22 protein-coding genes are annotated in these 19778 nt (G+C 72.9%); 3 read left to right on the forward strand and 19 right to left on the reverse strand.

The genetic code is table 11. The features are described 5' to 3' along the window. Positions 1–7: 7 nt before the first annotated feature. The 4 genes from CG747_RS26675 to tsaB all read right to left on the reverse strand — a co-directional run bounded on the left by CG747_RS26675 (position 8) and on the right by tsaB (position 2933). Positions 8–403: a hypothetical protein gene (locus CG747_RS26675; RefSeq protein ID WP_100604392.1), complete on the reverse strand. Its 396-nt coding sequence runs from the start codon at positions 401–403 to the stop codon at positions 8–10. A gap of 93 nt (positions 404–496) precedes the next feature. Then, a complete protein-coding gene (tsaD, locus tag CG747_RS26680; protein WP_100604393.1) occupies positions 497–1645 on the reverse strand; it encodes a tRNA (adenosine(37)-N6)-threonylcarbamoyltransferase complex transferase subunit TsaD in 1149 nt (382 codons plus the stop codon). A 2-nt stretch (positions 1646–1647) separates the two neighbouring features. Beyond that, positions 1648–2175, reverse strand: coding sequence for a GNAT family N-acetyltransferase (locus CG747_RS26685; protein ID WP_100604544.1), 528 nt, complete (start codon positions 2173–2175; stop codon positions 1648–1650). A 98-nt stretch (positions 2176–2273) separates the two neighbouring features. Further along, positions 2274–2933, reverse strand: coding sequence for a tRNA (adenosine(37)-N6)-threonylcarbamoyltransferase complex dimerization subunit type 1 TsaB (gene tsaB / locus CG747_RS26690; protein WP_100604394.1), 660 nt, complete (start codon positions 2931–2933; stop codon positions 2274–2276). A 119-nt stretch (positions 2934–3052) separates the two neighbouring features. On the opposite strand from tsaB, the gene CG747_RS26695 reads away from it, so the two are divergent. Beyond that, a complete protein-coding gene (locus tag CG747_RS26695; protein WP_100604395.1) occupies positions 3053–3631 on the forward strand; it encodes a hypothetical protein in 579 nt (192 codons plus the stop codon). Between the two features lie 47 nt (positions 3632–3678). Here the strand turns inward: CG747_RS26695 and CG747_RS26700 are convergent, their stop codons facing one another. The 8 genes from CG747_RS26700 to CG747_RS26735 form a co-directional block, all read right to left on the reverse strand. After that, positions 3679–3951, reverse strand: a complete 273-nt coding sequence (locus tag CG747_RS26700) for a hypothetical protein (protein ID WP_100604396.1) — start codon at positions 3949–3951, stop codon at positions 3679–3681. 177 nt (positions 3952–4128) lie between these two features. Further along, positions 4129–4665: a tRNA (adenosine(37)-N6)-threonylcarbamoyltransferase complex ATPase subunit type 1 TsaE gene (tsaE, locus tag CG747_RS26705; protein ID WP_100604397.1), complete on the reverse strand. Its 537-nt coding sequence runs from the start codon at positions 4663–4665 to the stop codon at positions 4129–4131. 71 nt (positions 4666–4736) lie between these two features. Next, positions 4737–6014, reverse strand: a complete 1278-nt coding sequence (locus CG747_RS26710) for an alpha/beta fold hydrolase (protein ID WP_100604398.1) — start codon at positions 6012–6014, stop codon at positions 4737–4739. After that, on the reverse strand, positions 6011–7210 hold the full coding sequence (gene alr, locus CG747_RS26715) for an alanine racemase (RefSeq protein WP_100604399.1): 1200 nt from the start codon (positions 7208–7210) through the stop codon (positions 6011–6013). Before alr ends, CG747_RS26710 begins: the two co-directional genes overlap by 4 nt. Before the next feature lie 146 nt (positions 7211–7356). Then, positions 7357–8787, reverse strand: a complete 1431-nt coding sequence (locus CG747_RS26720) for an NAD(P)H-hydrate dehydratase (RefSeq protein ID WP_100604400.1) — start codon at positions 8785–8787, stop codon at positions 7357–7359. Between the two features lie 117 nt (positions 8788–8904). Continuing rightward, positions 8905–9276 (reverse strand): holo-ACP synthase, encoded by a 372-nt coding sequence (locus CG747_RS26725; protein ID WP_100604401.1) that lies wholly within the window; start codon positions 9274–9276, stop codon positions 8905–8907. 1 nt (position 9277) lies between these two features. After that, the gene (gene glmS, locus CG747_RS26730) at positions 9278–11125 is read right to left on the reverse strand and encodes a glutamine--fructose-6-phosphate transaminase (isomerizing) (protein ID WP_100604402.1); all 1848 of its coding nucleotides are present in this window, start codon (positions 11123–11125) and stop codon (positions 9278–9280) included. 25 nt (positions 11126–11150) lie between these two features. Further along, positions 11151–11408 (reverse strand): hypothetical protein, encoded by a 258-nt coding sequence (locus CG747_RS26735; protein ID WP_100604403.1) that lies wholly within the window; start codon positions 11406–11408, stop codon positions 11151–11153. Between the two features lie 163 nt (positions 11409–11571). On the opposite strand from CG747_RS26735, the gene coaA reads away from it, so the two are divergent. Next, entirely contained in the window at positions 11572–12561 is a 990-nt protein-coding gene (gene coaA, locus CG747_RS26740; RefSeq protein ID WP_100604404.1) for a type I pantothenate kinase, read from the forward strand. Positions 12562–12633: 72 nt separating this feature from the next. On the opposite strand, the gene glmM is transcribed toward coaA, so the two are convergent. The 3 genes from glmM to rplM form a co-directional block, all read right to left on the reverse strand. Beyond that, entirely contained in the window at positions 12634–13992 is a 1359-nt protein-coding gene (gene glmM / locus CG747_RS26745) for a phosphoglucosamine mutase (protein WP_100604405.1), read from the reverse strand. 140 nt (positions 13993–14132) lie between these two features. Continuing rightward, positions 14133–14645 carry a 30S ribosomal protein S9 gene (gene rpsI / locus CG747_RS26750; RefSeq protein WP_100604406.1) on the reverse strand — a complete coding sequence of 171 codons (513 nt, stop codon included), beginning with the start codon at positions 14643–14645 and terminating at the stop codon, positions 14133–14135. 44 nt (positions 14646–14689) lie between these two features. After that, positions 14690–15133: a 50S ribosomal protein L13 gene (gene rplM / locus CG747_RS26755; RefSeq protein ID WP_100604407.1), complete on the reverse strand. Its 444-nt coding sequence runs from the start codon at positions 15131–15133 to the stop codon at positions 14690–14692. A gap of 363 nt (positions 15134–15496) precedes the next feature. Here rplM and CG747_RS26760 point away from each other — a divergent pair, with 363 nt between their 5' ends. Beyond that, positions 15497–16360 carry a hypothetical protein gene (locus CG747_RS26760; RefSeq protein ID WP_100604408.1) on the forward strand — a complete coding sequence of 288 codons (864 nt, stop codon included), beginning with the start codon at positions 15497–15499 and terminating at the stop codon, positions 16358–16360. Between the two features lie 51 nt (positions 16361–16411). Here CG747_RS26760 and truA read toward each other — a convergent pair whose 3' ends face one another. The 4 genes from truA to rpsD form a co-directional block, all read right to left on the reverse strand. Continuing rightward, a complete protein-coding gene (truA, locus tag CG747_RS26765) occupies positions 16412–17266 on the reverse strand; it encodes a tRNA pseudouridine(38-40) synthase TruA (RefSeq protein ID WP_100604409.1) in 855 nt (284 codons plus the stop codon). Between the two features lie 83 nt (positions 17267–17349). Beyond that, positions 17350–17814, reverse strand: a complete 465-nt coding sequence (gene rplQ, locus CG747_RS26770; RefSeq protein ID WP_100604410.1) for a 50S ribosomal protein L17 — start codon at positions 17812–17814, stop codon at positions 17350–17352. Between the two features lie 190 nt (positions 17815–18004). Further along, positions 18005–19027, reverse strand: coding sequence for a DNA-directed RNA polymerase subunit alpha (locus CG747_RS26775; RefSeq protein WP_003956430.1), 1023 nt, complete (start codon positions 19025–19027; stop codon positions 18005–18007). A 113-nt stretch (positions 19028–19140) separates the two neighbouring features. Further along, complete coding sequence (gene rpsD / locus CG747_RS26780) at positions 19141–19767, reverse strand: 30S ribosomal protein S4 (RefSeq protein WP_100604411.1); 627 nt, start codon at positions 19765–19767, stop codon at positions 19141–19143. Between the last annotated feature and the right edge of the window lie 11 nt (positions 19768–19778).

Below are 19778 nucleotides of genomic sequence, written 5' to 3' on the forward strand. Positions count from 1 at the left end.
CGGCGGATCAGGCCAGGTCGGTCAGGTCCTCGGCGTAGACCCGGGAGAGCGGCTCCGGGCCCACGTACTGCTGGCAGGCGCACTGCCGGGCCTCGTACCGGACGGGCTGGTGGTCCGCGTCCCAGACGACCGCGGTCCGCACCGTCTCATGGCACTTGCCCTGCTTGTCGTGCTTGGCCAGGTGGTGCTCGCAGCCGCACACCGGGACGGGCGGCCGGTCCGCGGCCTCCAGGGCCAGGCTCCCCCGGACTCCGTCCGGGGGGACCCCCATCTCGCGGCGGGCCTCGATCAGGGCCAGCTTGCGCTTGTGCCGCGTCTTCAGCGCCTTGCGGACCACGCCGCGCGCCGCGGATCCGGCGTAGAGCACCGGCCCGGTCAGGAAGAAGAGATACCACCAGTCCATCGCGCGTCCCCCGCTAGGCGAACGGGGCGGCTCCCCCGCGCCCCGGCCACCAGGATAGGGCGACGCGCCGGGACCGGTACGGGTCCGGGGCCGCTACGAGTACAGGTTGTCCTTGCTCAGCTCGTGGAAGTGGTCGTGGTCGTGCGGATGACCGTGGTCGTGGTCGTCGCCGGCGTGGGAGTGGGCGTGCGGGTCCGGGACGTGGGGCTCGGTGACCGGCAGCGAGGAGTCCGCGGAGAGGTCCCAGGCGGACGCCGGGCGGTTGCGGGCCACCATCTCGGCGCCCAGGGCCGCGACCATCGCCCCGTTGTCGGTGCACAGCTTGGGGCGCGGCACCCGCAGGCGGATACCGGCGTCCTCGCAGCGTCGCGCGGCCATCGCCCGCAGCCGGGAGTTGGCCGCCACCCCGCCGCCGATCATCAGGTGGTCCACACCGTTGTCCTTGCAGGCCCGGACGGCCTTGCGGGTCAGGACGTCGACGACCGCCTCCTGGAAGGACGCCGAGACGTCCGCCACCGGCACCTCTTCACCGGCCGCCCGCTTGGCCTCGATCCAGCGGGCCACCGCGGTCTTCAGGCCGGAGAAGGAGAAGTCGTAGGCGGCGTCGCGGGGGCCGGTCAGCCCGCGCGGGAAGCGGATCGCCTCCGGGTCGCCCTCGCGGGCGTAGCGGTCGATGACCGGACCGCCCGGGAAGCCCAGGTTGAGCACCCGCGCCACCTTGTCGAACGCCTCGCCCGCCGCGTCGTCGATGGTCGCGCCCAGGGGCCGGACGTCGGAGGTGATGTCCGGGGCCAGCAGCAGCGAGGAGTGGCCGCCGCTGACCAGCAGCGCCATCGTGGGCTCCGGCAGCGGGCCGTGCTCCAGCTGGTCGACGCAGATGTGCGAGGCGAGGTGGTTGACGCCGTAGAGCGGCTTGCCGAGGGCGTAGGCGTACGCCTTGGCGGCCGAGACGCCCACCAGCAGGGCGCCCGCCAGGCCGGGGCCCGCGGTGACCGCGATGCCGTCCAGGTCGGAGGCGGCGACCCCGGCCTCCTTCAGCGCGCGCCGGATGGTGGGGACCATCGCTTCCAGGTGGGCGCGGGAGGCCACCTCGGGCACCACCCCGCCGAAGCGGGCGTGCTCGTCGACGCTGGAGGCGACCGCGTCGGCGAGAAGGGTGTGGCCGTGGACGATGCCGACGCCGGTCTCGTCGCAGGAGGTCTCGATACCGAGGACGAGCGGTCCGCCGCGGGAGTCAGCCATGTTCACGTTCCTTGTACGGAGGGTGCTTCGGAGGAGGTCTGGGTGGGGCGGCGCATCACCAGCGCGTCGACGTTGCCGGGCTGGTAGTAGCCGCGGCGGAAGCCGATCGGCTCGAAGCCGAAGCGCTCGTAGAGGCGCTGGGCGCGGATGTTGTCGACCCGCACCTCCAGCAGCACCTCGTGGCACTCGAAGTCGGTGGCGGCGGCCAGCAGCTCGGTCAGCAGCCGGGCGCCGAGGCCGGTGCCCCACTGGTCGCGGGCGGTGGCGATGGTCTGGATGTCGCCGGTGCCGTCGATCGCGGCCAGTCCGCCGTAGCCGACGATCCGGCCGGCCCGCCCGTCGCCCGGCCCCGGCCCCTCGACGGCGCCTGTGCGCGGCGGCGCCGCCAGCTCGGCGACGAGATAGCGGCGGGTGGCCAGCGGGCCGCGGGCGTGCGCGAGTTCGGACCAGAACATCCCCGGCGACCAGGCGTCCTCGGGGAAGAGGTCGCGCTCCAGCACCAGCACCGGGTCCAGGTCCCACCAGCGCATCTCCCGCAGCTCGGCGCGTGTGGAGGGGCCGCCGCGCAGCGGTGCCGTCGAGGGGCGGCGGTCGGGCGACGGGCGGGAGGTCGCGTCGGCTCGGCCGCTCACTTCGGAGTGACCACCTTGTAGTTGGCCGGCACCTGGGCGTCGGGGCGGCGCAGGTACAGCGGGCGCGGCGGCAGCAGTTCCTCGCCGGCGGCCAGCTTGCGCACGGCCAGTCCGGCCAGCGCGGCGGCGGACTGGTGCTCGGGCCCGTCGCGCCGCACGCCGGTGAAGACGGTGTCGTAGAGCAGCGCTCCGGCGCCCACCGCCGGGACCCCGGCGACCTGGTCGGCGAGGTCGGCGGGGCGGTCCACGGCGGGTTCGGTCAGCCGGGTCTGCGCGTCGCCGTAGCGGGCCCAGTAGACCTCCTTGCGGCGGGCGTCGGTGGCCACGACGAAGGGTTCGGTCAGTCCGGAGGCGTAGGCGATGCCGTCCAGCGAGCACAGGCCGTGGACGGGGACGTCCAGTGCCGCGCCGAAGGTGGCGGCGGTCACCAGGCCCACCCGCAGTCCGGTGTACGGGCCGGGGCCGACGCCGACCACGAGGTCGGTGACCTCGGCGAGCTTGCGCCCGGCCTCGGCCAGCACCCGGTCGACGGCGGGCAGCAGCAGTTCGCCGTGCCGGCGCGCGTCCACCTCGCCGGCGGCGGCGAGGACGCGGGAGCCGTCGTGGAGCGCGACGGTGACGGCGGGGGTGGCGGTGTCAAGAGCTAGCAGCAGCACGCCTTAAAGACTACGGCGCGGCCGGCGGTGCCCGTTCCGGTGCTACCGTCGAGCCCCAGTCAGCCCAGTCAGCATCCTCCCCGCCCGCGGCCGGGAGCGGACGGAAAGGTGGCACCGCGGTGCCCGCTAAGAGCAGCACGATCGTCACCGGTCTCACCGCGGCCGCCCTGGTCGCGATCGGCCTGCTCGGCTTCCAGGCGTCCGCCTCCGCCTCCGGCCCGCTGACCCCGGTCCGGGGTGACGCCCCGGCTGCCGCCGAGAAGCCCGCCGCCGGCGACCAGCACGACAAGAAGGACAAGCCGCCGGCCCCGGCGCCGGTCCCGGCGCAGTCCGGCAGCGGCAAGCGCGTGGTGTACGCGCTGGGCGCCAAGCGGGTCTGGCTGGTCGGCGCGGACGGTGCGGCGCAGCGGACGTTCGCGGTGGCGCCGAGCACGGTGTCCCCGGTGCCGGGGTCGTACCCGGTGAGCTCGCGGTCGGTGAGCGTGACCGGCTCGGACGGGGTGGCGATCGAGCACGTGGTGCGGTTCGCCAGCGTGGACGGGGTGGTCGTCGGCTTCAGTTCGGCGGTCGACGGGTCCACGCCCGCACCGGGCGGGGCGAACACGAAGAAGACCGGCGGCATCCGGGAGTCGCGCGAGGACGGCGCGGCGCTGTGGGACTTCGCGGTGCGCGGCGTGAAGGTCGTCGTCGTCCCCTGAGCCGGCGGCGCGGGCCGGTCCGCGCCCCGCTGCTTCGCCCCTGTGGGTTACGCGGCGTCGCGCCCCGGAGTGGACGTCCGTCCGCCGGGCCCGGCGCTTTTCCCCACCTCGCCCGACTCGCCTGATTCGTCCCGTCTTCCCGCGCGGGACTCCTCCGCGGCGTCCGGCGGCGTGGAGACGGCGGTGGCCGCGGCGCAGGCCGCGAGCAGTTCGTTCATGGTCGGCGGGGTCTTCCGCGCGTCCTGTTCGGTGCGCCCGGCCGCCTCGACGGGGGCGCCGCCGCGCCGTTCGGACGCGGAAGAGGGCTGGTGGGGGGACATGGACGCCTCCCGGGCTCCTGGGGCAAGCGACAGGGGTCAGGCTCTACTTAGGTACACCTAACCAGGGCTCTTCCACCCATGTGACCACGCCTGACACCGCGGGCGCAACATCTTGCCGACGGCTTGTCGGAAACTACCGGCACGCATGGCCCGATAAGAGCCTTCACGACCCTTTTGTCAGCAGATCTCCAGCTCCGGAAGCCCGGCGTCCGCCCAGCGCGCGCCGACCCCGGTGACCGTCACCTCGCGGACGTCGTCCACGTCCTCCTCCGGGTGCCCGCCCAGCCCACCGGGCGCGTCCGCGCCCACGGCCCGCCCGATGACGACGTGCAGCCGGTCCTCCGACAGCTCCTCGACCTTGCCGTCGCCCCACTCGACGACCACCACCGACTCCGGGAGCGAGACGTCGAGGTCCAGGTCCTCCATCTCGCCCAGTCCGCCGCCGAGCCGGTACGCGTCGACGTGCACCAGCGCCGGGCCGCCGGTGAGCGACGGGTGCACCCGGGCGATGACGAAGGTCGGCGAGGTCACGGCGCCCCGCACGCCCAGGGCCTCGCCCAGGCCGCGGGTCAGCGTCGTCTTCCCCGCGCCCAGCTCACCGGTGAGCAGCACCAGGTCACCGGGGCGCAGCAGCGGCGCCAGCCGGCGACCCAACTCCTGCATCTGATCGGGGGACTTGATGGTTACGCGGGCGGTCACGCCAGTGGTGCTCATGCCGCAAATGGTACGGCCCGGACGGGGCGGCGGTCCCGCGCCGGGCCCGGGACCGCCGCCGCGGGCCGGGCTCAGGCCCGCGCGGTACGCGACCGGCGGGCCGCCGCGCTCGCCCGCTCCACCAGCCCCACCAGGTGGTCGTTGACCAGCTCGGGCCGCTCCAGCATCACCAGGTGCCCGGCGTCCGGAACGCACACCAGCTCGGCGTCGGGCAGCACCTCCGCGATGGTCCGGCTGTGCTCGGCCGGGGTGATCAGGTCCTCCTCCCCGGCGAGCACCAGCGCGGGCACCGCGTCGTACGCCACCAGCGCCTCGGTCTTGTCATGCACCGCGAACGCCGGGAAGAACTCGGCGACCACATCGATCGGGGTCGCCTCGATCAGCCGCTCCCCGAACCGCGCGATCGCCGGATCCACGTCCTGGGTGCCGAACGAATAGCGCTTGATCAGGCCCGCGAACAGATCGGCGGTGGCCCGCCGGCCCCGCTCGACGATCTCGCTCTGCCGCCCCAGCGCCTTGAGCACCCCCGGCGCCAGCCAGTGGAACGCCTTCGAGCCCATCGACGGCAGCCCGAAGCCCACCTCGCTCAGCCGGCCCGCCGACGTCCCGATCAGCGCCACACCGACCACCCGCTCCGCCACGTACTCGGGGAACTGGTCGGCCAGCGCCATCACCGTCATCCCGCCCATGGAGTGCCCGATCAGCACGATCGGCCCCTCGGGCACCGTGGCGTCCAGCACCGCCTTCAGGTCCCGGCCCAGCAGGTCGATGGTGACCGGTTCGGTCCCGTCGATCTGCCCGTGGCCGCGCGCCGAACGGCCGTGGCTGCGCTGGTCCCAGTGGACGGTGCGGACCGCGCCGCGCAGCGCGGCGCGCTGGAAGTGCCAGGAGTCCTGGCTCAGGCAGTACCCGTGGCTGAAGACGACCGTGGGCGCCGGGGACCGCCGCCCCAGGGCCGCCCTCAGCCGCTTATGCAGCCCGCTCCGGGCCTCCTGGGCGGCCCGGACCTCCTTGCCGGCCCGGCCGCCCTTGGGGCCCTTGGCCGCCGGGCCGTCCACGACCTCGTCGACCTCGTAGTACAGCTCGGTCCCGTCCTCGGCGATCGCCGCTCCCGAGGTGCCGCGCAGCGTGCCGTACGGGCCCTCCGCGTCCAGCGCCAGCCGGGCCCGGCGGCGCATCCCGCGGCCGACCGTCAGCCGCTCTATGGCCACCCCGGCCGCCGCGCCCGCCGCGACCACACCGATCGCCAGGCCCGCGAAGCCCGCCTGGCGCCCCGCCTTGGCCCAGTTGCCCGCCGCCTCCGCGGCCGTCTCGACCGCCTGCGCGGCGACCTCCGTACCGTCGGTCATGCCACGCCCCCCGTCAGCGCCGTGTCGCCCTCGCTCCGGTCCCCGGCCTGCGCCGGCACCTCGCTGTCCACATAGACCCGCGGTACCCGCTTCCCGATCCGCGTGACGATCTCGTAGCCGATCGTCCCGGCCGCCCGCGCCCAGTCCTCCGCGCTCGGCTCGCCGCGGTCCCCGGGCCCGAACAGCACCGCCGGCGCACCGGCCTCGGCGCGGTCCCCGCCCAGGTCGACCACGAACTGGTCCATCGCGATGCGCCCCGCGACCGTCCGCCACTTCCCGGCGACCAGCACCGGTCCGGCGCCCGAGGCGTGCCGCGGGACCCCGTCGGCGTACCCCAGCGGGACCAGCGCCAGGGTCGTCTCCCCCGGCGTCGTGTAGTGGTGCCCGTACGACACCCCGTGCCCGGCCGGCACCCGCTTGACCGACGCCAGCGACGCCTCCAGCGTCATCGCCGGCCGCAGCCCGAAGTCCTCCGGCGTGCCGAGCTCGGGGCTGGGCGAGACGCCGTAGACGCCGATGCCGGTGCGGACCAGGTCGAAGTGGGCCTCGGGGAGGGTGAGCAGCGCCGGGGTGTTGGCGAGGTGCCGCACCTCCGGGCGCAGCCCGGCCGCCTCGGCGACCGCCAGCGCCCGGTGGAACTCCGCCAGCTGGGCGGCGATCGACGGGTGCCCTGGCTCGTCGGCGCAGGCGAAGTGCGACCAGACACCGGCGACCGTGAGCACGCCCTCGGCCTCGGCGGCGCGGGCCGCGGTGGTCAGCTCGGTCCACTCCTCGGGCGGGCAGCCGTTGCGGCCGAGACCGGTGTCGATCTTGAGGTGCACCCGCGCGGCACGCCCGACGCCGCGCGCCGCGGCCACCACCTCCCGGAGCGCCCACATGCCGCTCACCGAGACGTCTACGTCCTGCTCGATCGCTCTGCCCCAGGGCCCGCCCGGCGTCCACAGCCAGCACAGCAGCCGGCCGGTGTCACCGGCCGCGCGCAGTGCCAGCGCCTCCTCGGGCAGCGCCGCGCCCAACCAGGGCGCGCCGGCCTCACGGGCGGCGCGGCCGCAGCGGACCGCGCCGTGTCCGTAGGCATCGGACTTGACGACGGCCATCAGCTGCGCCCCTGGGGCACGCTTCCGCAGCGCACGGACGTTCGCCCGCACGGCGGCGAGGTCAATGACGGCACGGGCTCGCATCGCTGTCTCGTTCATCCCCCTCAGTGTCGCAGGCGAGGCGCCGCGCCGACCGCGTTCCCACGTTGTGGTCGGGGTGGCTTCGCATTCCGCCGGTCCCCGCGGGGGCCGGCGGGCCCGCCGCGGGGGCGTTCCGGCCGCCGCCGCGGCCCCCGCACAGGCCGTCAGGACAGCACGTTCTCCCAGGCCGCCCCCAACGCACCCGCCACGTCCGACGCCACGATCGGCTCCCCGTGCCGCCCGGCCGCCCGCCGCCCCGCGAGGCCGTGCAGATAGGCGCCCACCGAGCCCGCGTCGCGCGGGGCGAGGCCCGCGGCCAGCAGCGCCCCGGTCAGGCCGGAGAGCACGTCCCCGCTGCCGGCCGTCGCCAGCCAGCCCGTCCCGGTGGGATTGACCCGTACCGGAACGCTTGCGTCCGGATCAGCCACCACCGTCGTCGAACCCTTCAGCAGCACCGTCGCCCCGTACCGCCCCGCCAACTCCCGCACCGACTCCAGCCGCGCCGCCTCGACCTCCGCGCGCCCGCGCCCCAGCAGCGCCGCCGCCTCCCCGGCGTGCGGCGTCAGCAGGGTCCCGGCCGCCCGCCGCCGCACCTGATCGGGCGTCAGGAAACGCAGCCCGTCCGCGTCCACCAGCACCGGGACGTCCGCCGCCAGCACCTCGTCCAGCGCCCCCGCCTCGTCGCCGATCCCCGGCCCGATCACCCACGACTGGACCCGGCCGGCCTTCCCCGGCGGACCGGTGTGCACCAGCGTCTCCGGGAACCGCGCCAGCACCGCGTCCACCGCCGGCCCCACGTACCGCACCGCCCCGGCGCCGCCCCGCAGCGCGCCGGCCACCGCCAGCACCGCCGCCCCCGGATAGCGCGCCGACCCGGCGACCACCCCGACCACGCCCCGCCGGTACTTGTCGCTCTCCGCGGCCGGCCGCGGCAACAGCTCCGCCACGTCCGCGTGCTGGAGTGCCTCCACGACGGCGGTGGCCGGCGGGCGCAGGCCGATGTCGACCAGCCGGAGCGCCCCGGCCCGCTCGCGCGCCGGATCGATCAGCAGCCCCGGCTTGTACGCGCCGAACGTGACGGTCGCGTCCGCCCGTACGGCGTCGCCGGGCACCTCGCCGGTGTCCGCGTCCACCCCGCTCGGCAGGTCGACCGCCACCACGATCGCCGCGTCCCGGGCCGCGCGGGCGAGCCGGGCGGCCTCCGGGCGCAGCCCGCCGCGGCCGCCGATGCCGACGATGCCGTCCATCACCAGATCGGTCCGCCCGAGGTCGCGGAGCGGGTCGGCCGACACCCGGCCGCCGGCCGCGCGCAGCGCCGCCAGGCCGCCGGCGTGGGCCCGCTCGGGCGCGAGCAGCACCGCGGCCACCCCGGCGCCGCGGCGCGCCAGCCGGGCACCGGCGTACAGCGCGTCCCCGCCGTTGTCGCCGCTGCCCACCAGCAGCACCACCCGGGAGCCGTACACCCGGCCCAGCAACTCCGCGCAGGCGACGGCCAGTCCGGCCGCCGCCCGCTGCATCAGGGCCCCCTCGGGCAACCGGGCCATCAGCTCCTGCTCGGCGGCCCGCACGGTCTTCACGCTGTAGGCAGTCCTCATGCGGCCAGTGTCACACCGGGGCGCGGCGGGAGCGGGAGCGCACGCCCTCCGCGGGCCGCCCGTACACCGGATGACACCGGCTCAGCACCCGGCCGCCGCGCGGGGACGCCGGGGCGGCTACCCCTCCGCGACCACCACCGCCGAGGCGACCCCGGCATCGTGACTGAGCGACACGTGCCAGGACCGCACGCCGAGTTCCGCGGCGCGGGCCGCGACCGTGCCGCGGACCCGCAGCCGCGGCTGCCCGGTGTCCTCGACGTACACCTCGGCGTCCGTCCAGCGCAGACCGCCCGGCGCGCCCAGCGCCTTGGCCACCGCCTCCTTGGCGGCGAACCGGGCCGCCAAGGAGGCGATCCCCCTCCGTTCACCGCTCGACAGGTTCAACTCCGTCTCGCTGAACAGCCGGTGCGCCAGCTCCGGCGTCCGCCGCAGCGCCGCGTCGAACCGGTCGATCTCCGCCACGTCGATCCCAACCCCGATGATCACCAGCTCACTCCACCGTGACCGACTTGGCGAGGTTGCGCGGCTGGTCGACCTCGTTGCCCCGGGCGGTCGCCAGCTCGCACGCGAACACCTGGAGCGGTACGGAGGACACCAGCGGCTGCAGCAGCACCGGAGTGCGCGGGATCCGCACGAGGTGGTCGGCGTACGGCACCACCGTCTCGTCGCCCTCCTCGGCGATCACGATGGTGCGGGCGCCCCGGGCCCGGATCTCCTGGATGTTGGAGACGATCTTGTCGTGGAGGACGGACCGGCCGCGCGGCGAGGGGACGACCACGACCACCGGCAGGTCCTCCTCGATGAGCGCGATCGGGCCGTGCTTGAGCTCGCCCGCCGCGAAGCCCTCGGCGTGCATGTACGCCAGCTCCTTGAGCTTGAGCGCGCCCTCCAGCGCGACCGGGTAGCCGACGTGCCGCCCCAGGAACAGCACGGTGTTCTTGTCCGCCAGCGAACGGGCCAGCTCGCGCACCGGCTCCATGGTGCCCAGCACCTGCTGCACCTGCGTGCCGATGGCCGCCAGTTCGCGCACCACGTCCCGGATCTCGTCGCCCCACTTGGTCCCGCGGACCTGCCCGAGGTACAGCGCGACCAGGTAGACCGCAACCAGCTGGGTCAGGAACGCCTTGGTGGACGCCACCGCGACCTCCGGACCGGCGTGCGTGTACAGCACCGCGTCCGACTCGCGGGGGATCGTCGACCCGTTGGTGTTGCAGATGGCCAGCACCCGCGCGCCCTGCTCGCGGGCGTGCCGCAGCGCCATCAGGGTGTCCATGGTCTCGCCGGACTGGCTGATGGCGATCACCAGCGTGCGGTGGTCCAGGATCGGGTCCCGGTAGCGGAACTCGCTGGCCAGCTCGGCCTCGCAGGGGATCCGCGTCCAGTGCTCGATGGCGTACTTGGCGATCATCCCGGCGTGGTAGGCGGTCCCGCACGCCACGATGACGACCTTGGAGACCTCCCGCAGCACCGCCGGCGGGATCCGCACCTCGTCCAGCGACAGCACCCCGGCCGCGTCGACCCGGCCCAGCAGGGTGTCCGCGACCGCCTTCGGCTGCTCGGCGATCTCCTTGAGCATGAAGTAGTCGTAGCCGCCCTTCTCGGCGGCCGAGACGTCCCAGTCCACGTGGTACGACCGCACCTGCGCGGGCGCCCCGTCGAAGTCGGTGACCGTCACCCCCTCCCGGCGCAGCTCCACGACCTGGTCCTGGCCCAGCTCGACGGCCTCCCGGGTGTACGCGATGAACGCCGCCACGTCCGAGGCCAGGAACGCCTCGTCCTCGCCGATGCCCACCACCAGCGGGGAGTTGCGGCGCGCCCCGACGACCACGTCCGGCGCGTCGGCGTGCACCGCGACGAGGGTGAACGCCCCCTCCAGCCGCCGGCACACCTGCCGCATCGCCTCGGCCAGCTCCCCGCACGAGGAGTACTCCTCGGCCAGCAGGTGCGCGACCACCTCGGTGTCCGTCTCGGAGGCCAACGCGTGGCCCCGCTCGGCGAGTTCGGCGCGCAGCGCGGCGAAGTTCTCGATGATGCCGTTGTGGACGACGCTGACCCGGCCGGCGTTGTCCAGGTGCGGGTGGGCGTTGCCGTCCGTCGGGCCGCCGTGCGTCGCCCAGCGGGTGTGGCCGATCCCCACCGTGCCCGTGGGCAGCGGCCGGTCGGCCAACTCCTTCTCCAGATTGGCCAGCTTGCCGGCCTTCTTGGCCGCCGCCAGCCCGCCGTCCGCCAGCACCGCGACCCCGGCCGAGTCGTAGCCGCGGTACTCCAACCGCCTCAGCCCGGCCAGCACGACATCAAGGGCACTCTGCCCGCCCACGTATCCCACGATTCCGCACATGGGGGCAGCCTACGCCGGGGCCTTCTCAATACCCGCGAGCTATCCGGTCCCGCGCCTCCCGGACCCGTTCGAGGAGTTCCTCGTCGGCCTCCGGGTCGGCGCCCGGCTCGTAGCGGTCCAGGAAGTCCGCCAGGTCCTCCCCGAGGTCCTCGTCGGGCAGCTCCTCGGCGAGTTCGGCGTGGACCCGGGCCTCGAAGCCGTCCGCCGCGGACCGCGCGCCCGCCGCCCGGAGGCGCCGTTCCCCGGCCCGCCCGCGCAGCAGTTCCACCAGGCGTGCTCGCACGCCACCCCCCTGTGTCCACACGGCGCACCCCTGGCGCCGCCCCCGGTCACCGACCGTACCGGGCACCGCCCCGCGGGGTACAGAGGCGCAGGTCCGGCCGGACCCGGCCGCCGCACCGCCACCCCGCCGCGGACCGCCCGCACCCACCCCGGAGAATGACCCCGTGCCCCTGACGACGGATCCGCAGCAACGACGCCGCTCCGACAGTTCGCCGTACGTCGACCTGACGCGCGCCGAGTGGAGCGCCCTACGGGAGAAGACCCCGCTGCCGCTCACCGCCGAGGAGGTCGAACGGCTCCGCGGCCTGGGCGACGTCATCGACCTCGACGAGGTCCGCGACGTCTACCTCCCGCTCTCCCGGCTGCTCAACCTCTACGTCGGCGCCACCAGCAACCTGCGCGGCGCCCTCAACACCTTCCTCGACGACACCGGCAACGGCCACGGCTCCCAGCCCGGCACCCCGTTCGTCATAGGCGTCGCGGGCAGCGTCGCGGTCGGCAAGTCCACCACCGCCCGGCTCCTCAAGGCGCTGCTGGCCCGCTGGCCCGAGCACCCGCGCGTCGAGCGGGTCACCACCGACGGCTTCCTCTTCCCCAACGCCGAACTCCACCGCCGCGGGCTGATGTCCCGCAAGGGCTTCCCGGAGTCCTACGACCGCCGGGCGCTGACCCGCTTCGTCGCGGACGTGAAGTCCGGCAAGGCGAAGGTCACCGCGCCCGTCTACTCGCACCTGATCTACGACATCGTGCCCGGCGAGCAGCTGACCGTGCACCGCCCCGACATCCTCATCGTCGAGGGCCTCAACGTCCTCCAGCCGGCCCTGCCCGGCAAGGACGGCCGCACCCGGCTGGGCCTCGCCGACTTCTTCGACTTCTCGGTCTACGTGGACGCCCGCACCGAGGACATCGAGCGCTGGTACCTCAGCCGGTTCCGCAAGCTGCGCGAGACCGCCTTCCAGGACCCGTCCTCGTACTTCCGCAAGTACACCCAGGTCTCCGAGGAGGAGGCACTGGACTACGCCCGCACGATGTGGCGCACCATCAACCGGCCCAACCTGGAGCAGAACGTGGCCCCCAACCGCGGCCGCGCCAACCTGGTCCTCCGCAAGGGCCCGGACCACAAGGTGCAGCGGCTGTCGCTGCGGAAGCTCTAGACACCGCGGCGGGGCCGCCCCGGACGGCAGTCGCACTGCCGTCCACGGGCGGCCCCGCCGCCGTGGACTCCGTTAGCCCAGCGCGGACTTGACCGCGTCGGCGAGCCGCTGCGCGACCGCCCGCGCCTGCTCGATGTCGGCCGCCTCGACCATCACCCGGACCAGCGGCTCGGTGCCGGAGGGCCGCAGCAGCACCCGCCCGGTCGCGCCCAGCTCCCGCTCCGCCTCGGCGACCGCCGAGGCCACCTCGGCGGAGCTGCCCACCCGCGCCTTGTCGACGTCGGGGACGTTGATGAGGATCTGCGGCAGCCGCTCCATCACGCCCGCCAGCTCGGCCAGCGACCGGCCGGTCGCCGCGACCCGGGCCGCCAGCATCAGACCGGTGAGCGTCCCGTCACCGGTCGTGGCGTGGTCCAGCACGATGACGTGCCCGGACTGCTCGCCGCCCAGCGCGTAGCCGTGCGCCTTCATCTCCTCCAGGACGTACCGGTCGCCGACCCCGGTCTGCACGAAGCCGATGCCCTCGCGCTCCATCGCCAGCTTGAAGCCCAGGTTGGACATGACGGTGGCGACGACGGTGTTCTTGCGCAGCGTCCCGGCCTCGCGCATCCCGAGCGCCAGGACGGCCAGGATCTGGTCGCCGTCGACCTCGTTGCCGGCGTGGTCCACGGCCAGGCAGCGGTCCGCGTCGCCGTCGTGGGCGACACCCAGGGCGGCGCCGTGCTCGACGACGGCGGCCCGGAGCTTTTCGAGGTGCGTGGAGCCGCAGCCGTCGTTGATGTTCAGCCCGTCCGGCTCGGTGCCGATGGTGACGACCTCGGCACCGGCCCGCGCGAACGCCTCCGGCGAGACCCGGGCGGCCGCACCGTGCGCCCCGTCGATGACGATGGTCAGCCCGTCCAGGCGGTTGGGCAGCACGCCGACCAGGTGCGCGACGTACTTGTCGAAGCCCTCGTCGTAGTCGGTGACCCGGCCCACGCCGGCACCGGTCGGCCGCTCCCACGGCTCACCGGCGCTGTGCCCGCGGTAGGTCTCCTCGATCCGGTCCTCCAGCTCGTCGGCGAGCTTGTGCCCGCCGCGGGCGAAGAACTTGATGCCGTTGTCGGGCATCGGGTTGTGGCTGGCGGACAGCATCACACCCAGGTCGGCGCCGAGCGCCCCGGTCAGGTAGGCCACCGCCGGGGTCGGCAGCACGCCCACCCGGAGCACGTCCACACCGGCACTGGCCAGGCCGGCGACCACCGCAGCCTCCAGGAACTCCCCCGACGCCCGCGGATCGCGTCCGACCACGGCCACCGGCCGGTGTCCTTCGAACGTCCCCGCCTCGGCCAGCACGTGAGCCGCCGCGACCGACAGGCCGAGCGCCAGCTCCGCCGTCAAGTCCGCGTTGGCGACGCCGCGCACACCGTCTGTGCCGAAGAGTCGTGCCACTGGTGTCCTCCGAAGTAGATGAGCTGTGACCGGGGCTTGGATTCCAGGTATACGCCGCCGGTCCCCGAAAGCCGAACGCCCCGGCAGCACGGAAGTGCCACCGGGGCGTTCGACAAGGGCTGCCTGCGTGCAGCGCGCGATTAGCGCTTGCTGTACTGCGGAGCCTTGCGGGCCTTCTTGAGACCGGCCTTCTTGCGCTCGACCGCACGGTCGTCACGCTTGAGGAACCCGGCCTTCTTCAGGGCGGGACGGTTCGCGTCCACGTCCGCCTCGTTCAGCGCACGGGCCACGCCCAGGCGCAGCGCACCGGCCTGGCCGGAGATGCCGCCGCCGGAGATGCGGGCGATGACGTCGTAGCGGTTGTCCAGCTCGAGCACCTTGAAGGGCTCGTTGACTTCCTGCTGGTGCACCTTGTTGGGGAAGTAGCCCTCAAGGGTGCGGCCGTTGATCTTCCACTGGCCGGTGCCCGGGACGATCCGGACGCGGGCGATGGCGTTCTTGCGACGGCCCAGGCCGGCGGCCGGCTGCGGCTCGCCGAAGCGGGACGCGAGGGACTCGGAGGTGTACTCACCCTCCAGCGGAACCTCGGTCTCGGTGGTGTACTCCTCGACCTCAACCTCGTCCAGCGGGGTCTCGGGGGTGGTCTCAGCCACGATGCTCCTTAAGAATTCTCTGTCGTCTTAGGGGGTGGCCGGACTTACTGCGCGACCTGGGTGATCTCGAACGGGACCGGCTGCTGCGCAGCGTGCGGGTGCTCGGCGCCCGCGTAGACCTTCAGCTTCGAGAGCATCTGACGGCCGAGGGTGTTCTTGGGGAGCATGCCCTTGATGGCCTTCTCGACGGCCTTCTCGGGGTTCTTGGCCAGCAGCTCGTCGTAACGGACGGAGCGCAGACCACCCGGGTAGCCGGAGTGGCGGTAGGCCATCTTCTGGGTGCGCTTGTTGCCGGAGAGGTGCACCTTGTCGGCGTTGATGATGATGACGAAGTCACCGGTGTCAACGTGAGGGGCGTAAACCGGCTTGTGCTTACCCCGGAGGAGGGATGCAGTCTGGCTGGCCAGACGGCCCAGGACGACGTCCTGCGCGTCAATGATGTGCCACTGGCGCTGAACATCGCCGGGCTTGGGGCTGAACGTACGCACGTCTTAGCCTTCGCTTCGTGAGTTGGGGTATCCCCAGGTCCATGGGACCACGGGGAAGGGTCCTGTACTGGCACCGCGACTGCTCACACAGTGAGGTGGCACTACGGGCGACGCAACCCGATCGTCCACCGCTGGTCAGCGACTCGGCTAGCCGGCGTAAGGCCCCTCACGTGAGATAGAGCAAGCCCATACGCATAACGAACCAGCAGGATACTGACCCAACCCCGTACGGGTCAAAACGCGCCCCGGACAGGCGTGCGGGCGCGTCCCCGCCACCGCACCGACGATCACGGTTCCGCACCGGCCCCGACGGGATCCGCTCCCCCCGCCACACCGCAGGCTCCGCCCATTAGGATGCGCGGCATGAGCTTTGGGCAAGGGGGGCCGTTCGACGGCCCGGGGGGTTCCACTCCGAACTGGGAGGCACTGGCCGACGAGAGCCAGGCACGTTCCCGCCGCAAGCGCTGGATGGTGATCGGCGGTGGCGCGGTCGCCGTGCTCGCGGTCGCCGGCATCGTCGCCGCCGCCGTGATGAACAGCAACAGCTCCTCCAACGACAACCCCTCGGCCCACCCCAGCACCTCCGGGCAGTCCGCCCTCCCGGACGACAAGCCGTCCTTCCCCGACGTCTCGGTCCCGCCCCCGCCCAACCCGCAGGACTACATCTCCGACCCCAAGAAGGACACCGCGCCGCTCACCCCCGCCACCCTCTTCCCGCAGAAGAGCATGGTCGTCGGCGAGCACAGCTACGCCCAGACCAGCACCGACAGCACCGCGGACTGCACCGCCGGCGCCCAGGGAGCCCTGGTCTCCTCGCTCAGCCACAACGGCTGCAAGCAGCTGCTGCGCGCCACCTACTCCCAGGGCGGGGTCGCGGTCACCATCGGCGTCGCGGTCTTCGACTCGCCCGCCAAGGCCGCCGCGGTGATGAACGAGAACAAGCCCAACCTCATGCCGCTGTCCGGCGGCGGCGTCCCGGCCGACTTCTGCCAGGGCAGCAAGTGCCTGATGACCACCAACGCCACCGGCCGCTACGCGTACTTCACCATCGCCGGCCTCACCAACGGCAAGGACGTCGCCGGCGGCGCGACCCCGGCCCAGCAGATCGGCCGGGACGGCGGCGCCTACGCCTTCACCCAGATCGCCCAGCGCGGCAAGGACCAGGCCGCCAAGGCCGCCGAGCAGCAGCTCAAGGAAGCCCAGCGGAGGGCCGGCCAGACCTCCTGACCGGCCCGGTGGTGCCCGCCCCCGACCGCGCGGCCCGGGGCCGGCACCGCCTCAGCAGCAGCCGTCGCCCGACGGCAGCGACCGCTTGTTGCGCGCTTCCTTGTTCCGGGCCATCAGCAGCTCGTCGGCCGGGTACCCGACCTCCTCCAGCGTCAGCCCGTGCGGCCGGACGACATGGACGGCGGAGTCCCGCACCCCGGCGGCCAGCACCTTCCCCGGCCAGTCCACCGGCCGGTGCCCGTCGCCCACGAACAGCAGCGCCCCCACCAGCGACCGCACCATGTTGTGACAGAACGCGTCCGCCCGCACCGTCGCCGTGATGATCCCGGCCGCGTCCCGCTCCCAGCTCAGCTCCTGCAGCGTGCGGATGGTGGTCGCACCGTCCCGCCGCTTGCAGTACGCCGCGAAGTCGTGCTCCCCCAGCAGCGGCCGCGAGGCGGCGTTCATCGCCTCCACGTCCAGGTCCCAGTCGTGCCACAGCACGTGTCCGCGCAGCAGCGGATCGACACCGCCGTGGTGATCGGTGACCCGGTACGCGTACCGCCGCCAGATCGCCGAGAACCGCGCGTTGAAGCCGTACGGCGCCTCGGAGATCCGCCAGACCCGGACGTCCTTGGACAGCCGCCCGGCCAGCCGCCGCAGCAGCTTGTCGTGATGCTCGGCCCACAGCTCCGCCGGCAGGTCCACGTGCGCCACCTGCCCACGGGCGTGCACCCCAGCATCCGTCCGCCCCGCGACGGTGAGCTCGTACGTCTCCCCCGACCGCGTCACGGTCCGGATCGCGTCCTCCAACTCACCCTGGACCGTGCGCCGTTCACGCTGCTTGGCCCACCCGGAGAACTCCGCGCCGTCGTACGACAGGTCCAGCCGCACCCGGACGAAACCGGGCTCCACTTCGTCACTCACACCAGCAATCCTCTCAGGCCCAGCGCAGACGAAAGCGGGCCCGCCCCCAAGGGGACGGACCCGCTCACCGCTCAGCGACGGACTCAGGCGTCCTTCGACTCCTCGGCCGGAGCCTCGGCGGCAGCCTCGGACTCCTTGACCGCGCGCTTGGTCGCGGCCTCGGCCTCGGCGACGGTCGCCTTCTTGGCGATCTCACCCTCGACCAGCTCGATGACGGCCATGGGCGCGTTGTCACCGCGGCGGTTGCCGATCTTGGTGATACGGGTGTAGCCACCCGGACGCTCCGAGAACCGCGGCGCGATCTCGGTGAAGAGCGTGTGCACGACGCTCTTGTTCGTGATCAGCTCCATGACCTGGCGGCGGTTGTGAAGGTCACCCTTCTTCGCCTTGGTCACCAGGCGCTCCGCGAACGGGCGCAGACGACGGGCCTTGGCCTCGGTCGTCGTGATGCGGCCGTGCTCGAAGAGGCTGGTCGCCAGGTTGCGCAGGAGCGCCTTCTCGTGCGAAGCGCTGCCGCCCAGACGGGCACCCTTGGTGGGCTTCGGCATGGTGTTTCTCCTCAACGTCTGCCCCGGCCGTATCAGGTACCGGAGTCAGTATCCGAGCAGGCGGTCGCCTGTCGGAAATCCGGACCCCTTGCGGGGCCAGGAGGGCCCGCGCCCCCAGAAGGGACGCGGAGAACCGCGGACCGGCCCAGGGCCGGTCCGCGGCCAGGATCGAACAGCGGATCCCGAGCTCTTAGTACTGCTCGGTCTCCACGAACCCGGCGTCCGCGTCGTCGTCGGCACCGAAGGCGTCGGCGGCGGCGGTCGGGTCGAATCCGGGCGGGCTGTCCTTGAGCGCCAGGCCCATGCCGGCCAGCTTCGCCTTGACCTCGTCGATCGACTTCGCACCGAAGTTGCGGATGTCGAGGAGGTCGGCCTCGGAGCGCGCCACGAGCTCACCCACGGAGTGGATGCCCTCACGCTTGAGGCAGTTGTAGGAGCGGACCGTGAGCTCCAGCTCCTCGATCGGCAGCGCCAGGTCGGCGGCGAGTGCGGCGTCCGTCGGGGACGGGCCCATGTCGATGCCCTCGGCGTCGATGTTCAGCTCGCGGGCGAGACCGAACAGCTCCACCAGGGTCTTGCCGGCCGAGGCCATGGCGTCACGCGGACGCATCGCCTGCTTGGTCTCGACGTCGACGATCAGCTTGTCGAAGTCGGTGCGCTGCTCGACACGGGTCGCCTCGACCTTGTAGGTGACCTTCAGCACGGGGCTGTAGATGGAGTCGACCGGGATCCGGCCGATCTCCTGGCCGACCTGCTTGTTCTGCACGGCGGAGACGTAGCCGCGACCGCGCTCGACGGTCAGCTCCATCTCCAGCTTGCCCTTGCCGTTCAGCGTGGCCAGGACCAGGTCGGGGTTGTGCACCTCGACACCGGCCGGCGGCGCGATGTCGGCGGCGGTGACCAGACCCGGACCCTGCTTGCGCAGGTACATCACGACCGGCTCGTCGTGCTCCGAGGAGACGACCAGCTGCTTGATGTTGAGGATCAGGTCGGTGACGTCTTCCTTGACGCCGGGCACGGTGGTGAACTCGTGCAGCACGCCGTCGATGCGGATGGACGTGACCGCCGCACCCGGGATCGAGGAGAGCAGGGTCCGGCGCAGGGAGTTGCCGAGGGTGTAACCGAAGCCCGGCTCCAGCGGCTCGATCACGAACCGGGAGCGGTACTCGTCGACGACCTCTTCGGTCAACGAGGGACGCTGAGCAATCAGCATGGTGTCTTTCCTTCAGTCGTGGACGCCCGCTATTTGACGCCCGCTGTACTTCAAAGGGTACGGGCGGTACGACGCCAAAGGCTCCGTACCGCCCGGACCAATCCGCTGAGCTCTTACTTGGAGTAGAGCTCGACGATCAGCTGCTCCTGCACCTGGGTGTCGATCACCTGGCGCTCGGGCAGGCTGTGCACGAGGATCCGCAGCTGCGAGGGGATCGCCTCCAGCCACGCCGGGACGGTCTTCTCGCCGGCCTCCGCCTTGGCCACCTCGAAGGGGGTCAGGGTCTTGGAGCCCGTGCGGACCTCGATGATGTCGTTCACGGCCACGCGGGACGACGGGATGTCGGTCTTGCGGCCGTTGACCTGGATGTGTCCGTGACGCACCAGCTGACGGGCGTGGTCGCGGGACTTGGCGAAGCCGGCCCGGTAGACCACGTTGTCGAGGCGGGTCTCAAGGATGCGCAGAAGGTTCTCACCGGTCTTGCCGGTCTTCTGGTTCGCTTCCTTGTAGTAGTTCACGAACTGCTTCTCAAGGACACCGTAGATACGGCTGCACTTCTGCTTCTCACGAAGCTGGAGCAGGTACTCGCTGTCCTTGGTGCGCCCGCGACCGTGCTCACCCGGGGGGTAAGGACGGATCTCGATCGGGCACTTCGCGCTCTCGCACTTGCTCCCCTTGAGGAAGAGCTTCTGCTTCTCCCGACGGCAACGCTTGCAGTCGGCCCCGGTGTAACGCGCCATTGTCTAGTTGT

Source organism: Streptomyces sp. CB02959, from assembly GCF_002803155.1.
Lineage (GTDB): Bacteria > Actinomycetota > Actinomycetes > Streptomycetales > Streptomycetaceae > Streptomyces.

What these genes read in the sequence shown, in the direction of transcription:
- CG747_RS26700 (WP_100604396.1), bottom strand. Translation starts at nt 3,951, where the DNA reads ATGTCCCCCCACCAGCCCTCTTCCGCGTCCGAACGGCGCGGCGGCGCC.
- CG747_RS26710 (WP_100604398.1), bottom strand. Translation starts at nt 6,014, where the DNA reads ATGACCGACGGTACGGAGGTCGCCGCGCAGGCGGTCGAGACGGCCGCG.
- tsaD (WP_100604393.1), bottom strand. Translation starts at nt 1,645, where the DNA reads ATGGCTGACTCCCGCGGCGGACCGCTCGTCCTCGGTATCGAGACCTCC.
- CG747_RS26720 (WP_100604400.1), bottom strand. Translation starts at nt 8,787, where the DNA reads ATGAGGACTGCCTACAGCGTGAAGACCGTGCGGGCCGCCGAGCAGGAG.
- CG747_RS26775 (WP_003956430.1), bottom strand. Translation starts at nt 19,027, where the DNA reads ATGCTGATTGCTCAGCGTCCCTCGTTGACCGAAGAGGTCGTCGACGAG.
- rplQ (WP_100604410.1), bottom strand. Translation starts at nt 17,814, where the DNA reads ATGCCGAAGCCCACCAAGGGTGCCCGTCTGGGCGGCAGCGCTTCGCAC.
- CG747_RS26675 (WP_100604392.1), bottom strand. Translation starts at nt 403, where the DNA reads ATGGACTGGTGGTATCTCTTCTTCCTGACCGGGCCGGTGCTCTACGCC.
- tsaE (WP_100604397.1), bottom strand. Translation starts at nt 4,665, where the DNA reads ATGAGCACCACTGGCGTGACCGCCCGCGTAACCATCAAGTCCCCCGAT.
- CG747_RS26760 (WP_100604408.1), top strand. Translation starts at nt 15,497, where the DNA reads ATGAGCTTTGGGCAAGGGGGGCCGTTCGACGGCCCGGGGGGTTCCACT.
- CG747_RS26685 (WP_100604544.1), bottom strand. Translation starts at nt 2,175, where the DNA reads ATGCGCTGGTGGGACCTGGACCCGGTGCTGGTGCTGGAGCGCGACCTC.
- glmS (WP_100604402.1), bottom strand. Translation starts at nt 11,125, where the DNA reads ATGTGCGGAATCGTGGGATACGTGGGCGGGCAGAGTGCCCTTGATGTC.
- alr (WP_100604399.1), bottom strand. Translation starts at nt 7,210, where the DNA reads ATGAACGAGACAGCGATGCGAGCCCGTGCCGTCATTGACCTCGCCGCC.
- rpsD (WP_100604411.1), bottom strand. Translation starts at nt 19,767, where the DNA reads ATGGCGCGTTACACCGGGGCCGACTGCAAGCGTTGCCGTCGGGAGAAG.